The sequence below is a fragment of the Caulobacter endophyticus genome, from assembly GCF_003116815.1.
GTDB classification, from domain to species: Bacteria; Pseudomonadota; Alphaproteobacteria; order Caulobacterales; family Caulobacteraceae; genus Caulobacter; species Caulobacter endophyticus.
On record NZ_QDKQ01000061.1, the window covers coordinates 26,228 to 32,538 of the forward strand.

The following is a 6,311-nucleotide window of genomic DNA, read 5'->3' on the forward strand; positions in this document are numbered from 1 at the left end:
GACGCAGGGGTTTAGAAGATTGATCCTCGCCGCCCTTGGTGGGATGTAGACCCCATGCCGCACGACCATCCGGGCCACGACCACGATCATCATGATCACGACCATGGCCATGACCACGATCATGACCACCATCACGGCGGTCACGCGCATGGCCATCACCACCACGGTCACAGTCATGGCCATGGGCACGGCCATCATGGCCACAGCCACGCGCCCGCAGACTTCGGCCGCGCCTTCGCGATCGGCACGGCGCTGAACCTGGCCTTCGTGGCGGCCGAGGCCGCGGCCGGCTTCTTCACCGGCTCGCTGGCCCTGCTGGCCGACGCCGGCCACAATCTTTCCGACGTGCTGGGCCTGCTGCTGGCCTGGGGCGCCGCCGTGCTGGCCAAGCGCGCGCCGACGGGCCGCCGCACCTACGGCCTGCGCAAGGGCACGATCCTGGCCTCGCTGACCAACGCCGCCCTGCTGCTGGTGGCCGTCGGCGCCATCGCCTGGGAGGCCGTGCGCCGCTTCGCCGACCCGCAGCCGGTGCAGACCGGCCCGGTGATGATCGTCGCGGCCATCGGCATCGCCATCAACACCGCCACGGCGCTGATGTTCATGAAGGGCAGCAAGGACGACCTCAACGTGCGGGGCGCCTTCCTGCACATGGCCGCCGACGCCGCCGTATCGGCCGGCGTAGTGGTCGCGGCGCTCGCCATGTGGGCCACCGGCTGGCTGTGGCTCGACCCCGTGGTCAGCCTGGCCATCGTCGTGGTCATCGTGCTGGGCACCTGGGGCCTGCTGCGCGACTCCCTGGACCTGGCTTTGGACGCCGCCCCGCGCGGCATCGACCCTAAGGCCGTCGCCGACTGGCTGGCCAAGCAGCCGGGCGTCGCCGAGGTGCATGACCTGCACATCTGGGCCATGAGCACCACCGAGACGGCCATGACCGCCCATCTGGTGCGCCCCGACGAGGCCGACCACGACCAGTTCCTGCACGACGTCTGCGGCCAGCTCGCCAAGCGCTTCAACATCGGCCACTCGACCATCCAGATCGAGCGCGGCGGCCACGCCCACCCCTGCGCCCTGGCCGCCGAAGGCAGCGTGTGAGCCTGCCCTTTTCCCTGGCCCTCTATCGCGCCGCGACCACGGCCCTGACGCCGATCGCGCCCAGCCTGCTGCGCCGCCGCGCCGGCAGGGGCAAGGAGGACCCGGCCCGCCTGAACGAGCGCCTGGGCAGGCCGGCGATCCCACGGCCGCCGGGCGTTCTGGTCTGGCTGCACGGCGCCAGCGTCGGAGAGAGCCTGTCGATCCTGCCGCTGGTCGAGCGCCTGCGGGCCGAGCGGCCGGAGGCGACCGTGCTGGTCACTTCGGGCACGGTCACCTCCGCCGAGCTTTTGGCCAGGCGCCTGCCGCCGGGCGCCATCCACCAGTACCTGCCGGTCGACACGCCCAGCGGCGCGGCCCGCTTCCTCGACCACTGGCGGCCGGATCTGGCCGTCTTCGTCGAGAGCGAGCTGTGGCCGAACCTGCTGCTCGCCGCCAAGGCGCGGGGAACGAAACTGGCCCTGGTCTCGGCCAAGCTGTCGGACAAGAGCTATCGCAGCTGGCAGGGCCGGCCGCTGGCGGCCGCCTGGCTGTTCGCGGGCTTTGATCTGATCCTGGCCCAGGACGGCCGCGCGGCCGACCGCTTCGAAAGCCTGGGCGGAACCGTGGCCGGCGAGGCCGACCTGAAGTTCGGCTCGCCGTCCCTGCCTGTCGACGAGGCCGAGTACGCCCGCCTGCGCTTCCAGCTTACCGACCGGCCGCTGCTGCTGGCCGCCAGCACCCATCCGGGCGAGGACGAGATCGTGCTCGACGCCGTGGCCGGCTTCCACCTGGCCCCGCGCCTCGTCATCGTGCCGCGCCACCCCGCGCGCGGCCAAGCGATCCTGGAGATGGCCAGGGCGCGCGGTCTCGAAGCCGTAAGCCGCAGCGAGGCGCCGGGCGCCGTGGCCGAGGTGATTGTCGCCGACACGCTTGGCGAGATGGGCCTGTGGTACCGCCTGGCCGATCTGGCGGTCGTCTGCGGTAGCCTGGTTCCCGGCATCGGCGGTCACAACCCGCTGGAGCCGGCGCGGCTGGACTGTCCGATCGTCTCGGGCCCGCATGTCGAGAACTGGCTGACGGCCTATGCCGACCTCGCCGCCGTCGAGGGCTGCGCCCATGCCGACGCCTCGGTGCTGGGCCAGCGGCTTTCGGCCCTGCTGGAGACGCCCGAAAGGCTCAAGGCCCAGGCCGCCCGGGCCAGGGCCTTCGTCGAGGCCCGCGACGCCACGGCCCGCGAGGGCCTGTCGCGCATCCTGGAACTCGCGCCGCCCAATCTCGTGCAAGGGGTTTCCGCATGAAGCTCTCGACCCCCCGCTGGTGGTACCGCCGCGAGGGCGGCCCCGCCCCGCTGACCCGCGCCCTGCTGACCCCGCTGTCGTGGATCTGGGCCAGCGCGACGGCCCGCCGCATCGCCAGGGCGACCCCGGCCGATCCCGGCACGCCGGTGATCTGTGTCGGCAACCTCACGGCCGGCGGCGTGGGCAAGACCCCGATCGTGCGCGAGCTGCTGCTGGTGCTGAACAACGGCGGCGTGGCGGCCCATGGCCTGTCGCGCGGCTATGGCGGCTCGCTGAAGGGCCCGCTGCGCGTCGATCCGACCCGTCACAAGGCCGGAGAGGTCGGCGACGAGCCGCTGATGCTGGCCCAGGACTTCCCGATCTGGGTGTCGCGCGACCGCGTGGCCGGCGCGACCGCCGCCGCCGCGGCCGGGGCCCAGGTCATCGTCATGGACGACGGCCACCAGAACCCGGATCTGGCCAAGACCCTGTCGCTGGTGGTGGTCGATGGCGAGACCCGCGACGACGAGTGGCCGTTCGGCGACGGCCGGGTGTTTCCCGCAGGACCCATGCGCGAGCCGCTGGCCGTGGGCCTGGCGAGAGCCGACGCGGTGATCGTTCTGCTGCCGGCCGACCTGCCGCAGGTCGATCCGCAGCTGCTGGCCCTGCTGGCCTCCAAGCCCGTGCTGATCGCCCGACTGGAGCCGGCCGCCCCGCCGCCGGGCGGGCCGCAGGTCGGCTTCGCCGGGGTGGGCAAGCCCTGGAAGGTCGAGCGCGCCCTGCAGGCCGCCGGCTGCGACCTCGTCGACTTCGCCCCCTTCCCCGACCACGGCGCCTATAGCGAGGACACCCTGCGGGGCCTGGCCGAACGGGCGCGAGACCTGGGCGCCAGCCTGATCACGACGGAAAAGGACTGGATCCGCCTGCCCCCGGCCTGGCGCGAGCGCGTGGCCGCCTGGCCGGTGCGGGCGCGGTTCGAGGACGAAGAGGCGCTAGCGCGGGTGTTGGCGGGCTTGGCCTGATCCAAGAAAAAACTCCCTTCCCCCTTGATGGGGGAAGGGTCGGGGATGGGGGTGGCTACGGCATAGACCGCTGCCGACGGCGCCTGACGCCAAGTCAGCAGATCACCCCCACCCAACCCTCCCCCATCAAGGGGGATGGCTTCCAGTGGCCTACTTCACCACCACCCCGCCCTTGATCACCGTCTCCACCTTCTGCAGCACCGAGACGTCGCTGAGCGGGTCGCCCGACACCGCCACCAGGTCCGCCGCCTTGCCCGGAGCCAGCGCGCCGACCTCGGCCGAGATCCCCAGGTGGTCGGCGGCGTTCACCGTCGCGGCCCGGATGGCGTCCAGGGGCGACAGGCCGGCGCGGTTCAGCAGCACGAACTCGTAGGCGTTGTCGCCGTGGGCGCTGACGCCGCTGTCGGTGCCGAAGGCGATCTTGACGCCGCCGGCGTTGGCGCGACGGGCCATGTCCAGCATCTTGGGGCCGGCTTCCAGGGCCTTGGCGGTCTGGGCGGGCGTGAAGAAGTTGCCCGGGCTGGCGGCGATGCGGGCCACGTAGTCGCCGGCCATCAGGGTCGGCACCAGATAGGCGCCGTTCTTCTTGAAGAGGGCGATGCTCTCGTTGTCGAGATAGGTGCCGTGCTCGATGGAGTCGCCGCCCGCCTTGAGGAAGGCGTTGATGCCGTCCACCCCGTGGGCGTGGGCGGTGACGCGGCGGCCCATGCGGTGGGCGCTCTCGACGATCGCGGCCAGCTCGTTGTCGGAGAACTGCTGCGACAGGCCCGCGGCGGTGTTGGAGAGCACACCGCCCGTGGCGGTGATCTTGATGATGTCGGCCCCGCGCCAGACCTGCTCGCGCACCGCGCGGCGGCAGTCGTCGGGACCCGAGCACACCGATTCGGGCCGCAGGACGTGCATGACCTCCTCGCTGTAGCCGTTGACGTCGCCGTGGCCGCCGTGGATCGACACGGCCGAGCCGGCGGCGATGATCCGCGGGCCCACCACGTCGCCGCGCTTGATGCCGGCCCGCAGGGCGAAGATGGCGGCGTTGTCGGCCCCCAGGTCGGCCACGGTGGTGAAGCCGGCCATCAGGGTCTTGCGGGCGTAGCCGGCCCCGACCATGGCCTGGTCGGCCGACGACTGTGTCACCTCGTCGAGGCGCGAGGTCGGACCCTGCTGGCCGGTCAGGTGCACGTGGCTGTCGATGAAGCCGGGCAGCACGAAGCGGTCCTTCAGGTCGACCACCACCCCGCCGGGCTCGGACACGTAGCCGTCGGCGATCCGCACCACCTTGCCGTCCTGCAGCACCACCGTCTTGGCGGTCTCGACCTTGCCGCTGGCCGGGTCGGCCAGCAGCTTGCCGGCCTGGACGAAGGTCAGCGGGCCGGCTGCCTGAGCCGCGGCGAACGACAGGGCGGCGGCCGCGACGCCGAGCGCGGCGGCGGCCAGGAAACGGATACGCATGGAGTTCAAGCCCCTCTGGAACGATCTCGCCCCTCCCCAGGGGCGTCGGCGGCAGGATGGCGGGCGGAAGCCAGGCCGTCACGCCATTTTCTTCGCGAGAACGGCCGGTTTCAAACCGTAAAACCCCCGCGAAAGCGGGGGCCCAGGTGTTTTATCGTCGAGCCCCGCGCGTTGCAGAAAAAGCCTGGGTCCCCACTTTCGCGGGGATTTTACGGAAGAAAAGTCAGGCCCCAGCCTTCTGCGCGAACGCCCACGCCCCCTTGGCCAGCACCGGCACCCGGGCCTCCATCAGCTGGGCGTGGGCGCTGGCGGCCGTGCCGTCGCGCACGCGGCCGACGATGCCCTGGCAGATGCCGGCCAGGCGGAAGAGGTTGTAGCTGAAGTACCAGTCCAGCTGCGGCAGGCCCTGCCGCCCGGTGGCGGCGCAGTAGCGGGCTACGGCCTCCTCGATGGTGGGGATGCCGTAGGTGGTCAGGTCGCTGATCTCGGCCAGCCCCCCGCGCTGGTCGGACGGCATCACCCAGTTCATCAGGAAATAGGTGAAGTCGGCCAGCGGATTGCCCAGGGTCGACAGCTCCCAGTCCAGCACTGCGATCACGCGCGGCTCGGTGGGATGCAGGATCATGTTGTCGAGGCGATAATCGCCATGGACGATCGAGGTCTGATCGTCGCTCGGCGCACTGGCCGGCAGCCAGTCGATCAGCCGGTCCATCTCGTCGATCTTCGTGGTCTCGCTGGCGCGGTACTGCTTGGTCCAGCGGTCGATCTGGCGGGTGAAGTAGTTGCCGGGCTTGCCGTAGTCGGCCAGGCCCACGGCGGCGTAGTCGACATTGTGCAGGGCCGCCAGGGTGTCGATCTGGGCCTCGTAGATCGCCCGCCGCTCTGGCGGCGCGTAGTCCGGCAGGGTCCCGTCCCAGAGGATGCGGCCTTCGACGTTGTCCATCACATAGAAGATCGTGCCGATCACGCCTTCGTCCATGCACAGGGCGTAGGGCCGGGCGACCGGGAAGCCTGCTTGGTGCAGGCCCGAGATCACCTTGAACTCGCGGTCGACGGCGTGGGCGCTGGGCAGCAGCTTGCCAGGCGGCTTGCGGCGCAGGACGTAGCGCTTGGCCGGCGTCACCAGCTGGTAGGTGGGATTGCTCTGCCCGCCCTTGAACTGGCGCACTTCCAGCGGGCCGGCATAGCCCTCGACATTGGCCTCCAGCCAGGCGGCCAAGGCGGCCTCGTCGATCGCATGGCGCGGATCGACCGGCTTGGTGCCCGAATTCAGCTCCTGAGCGGACGGCTCGGCCACGGCGCTTCACTCCCAACGTTTGTTTGAATGGGAGTTTAGAGACGGGAGCGCGGTGCGCAATACCAAACCCCCTTCCCCCTTGATGGGCGTGTTGCTTAAAACGGCGGATCGTCGAGGTTGAGGTGGCGGACGGGCGGCCGAGAGGCTGATGAGCCACTCTGGAGGCTCTTTTGCCGGGCGGAGGGGGCTTTTTTC

At 70.9% G+C, this 6,311-nt stretch carries 5 protein-coding genes; 3 read left to right on the forward strand and 2 right to left on the reverse strand.

Translation table 11 applies throughout. The features are described from left to right. Positions 1-54: 54 nt before the first annotated feature. From DDF67_RS18245 to lpxK, 3 genes are read left to right on the forward strand one after another with little or no spacing between them, the layout of a single operon-like run. On the forward strand, positions 55-1,092 hold the full coding sequence (locus DDF67_RS18245) for a cation diffusion facilitator family transporter (RefSeq protein ID WP_109102274.1): 1,038 nt from the start codon (positions 55-57) through the stop codon (positions 1,090-1,092). Further along, positions 1,089-2,369: a 3-deoxy-D-manno-octulosonic acid transferase gene (locus tag DDF67_RS18250; RefSeq protein ID WP_109102275.1), complete on the forward strand. Its 1,281-nt coding sequence runs from the start codon at positions 1,089-1,091 to the stop codon at positions 2,367-2,369. The genes DDF67_RS18245 and DDF67_RS18250 overlap by 4 nt, the downstream gene beginning before the upstream one ends. Next, positions 2,366-3,370 carry a tetraacyldisaccharide 4'-kinase gene (gene lpxK, locus DDF67_RS18255; protein ID WP_109102276.1) on the forward strand — a complete coding sequence of 335 codons (1,005 nt, stop codon included), beginning with the start codon at positions 2,366-2,368 and terminating at the stop codon, positions 3,368-3,370. Before DDF67_RS18250 ends, lpxK begins: the two co-directional genes overlap by 4 nt. Before the next feature lie 150 nt (positions 3,371-3,520). Here lpxK and DDF67_RS18260 read toward each other — a convergent pair whose 3' ends face one another. Together DDF67_RS18260 and DDF67_RS18265 are read right to left on the reverse strand one after the other, a co-directional pair. After that, entirely contained in the window at positions 3,521-4,819 is a 1,299-nt protein-coding gene (locus tag DDF67_RS18260; protein ID WP_109102277.1) for a metal-dependent hydrolase family protein, read from the reverse strand. A gap of 223 nt (positions 4,820-5,042) precedes the next feature. Next, positions 5,043-6,116 (reverse strand): phosphotransferase family protein, encoded by a 1,074-nt coding sequence (locus tag DDF67_RS18265; protein WP_109102278.1) that lies wholly within the window; start codon positions 6,114-6,116, stop codon positions 5,043-5,045. Positions 6,117-6,311: the final 195 nt, after the last annotated feature.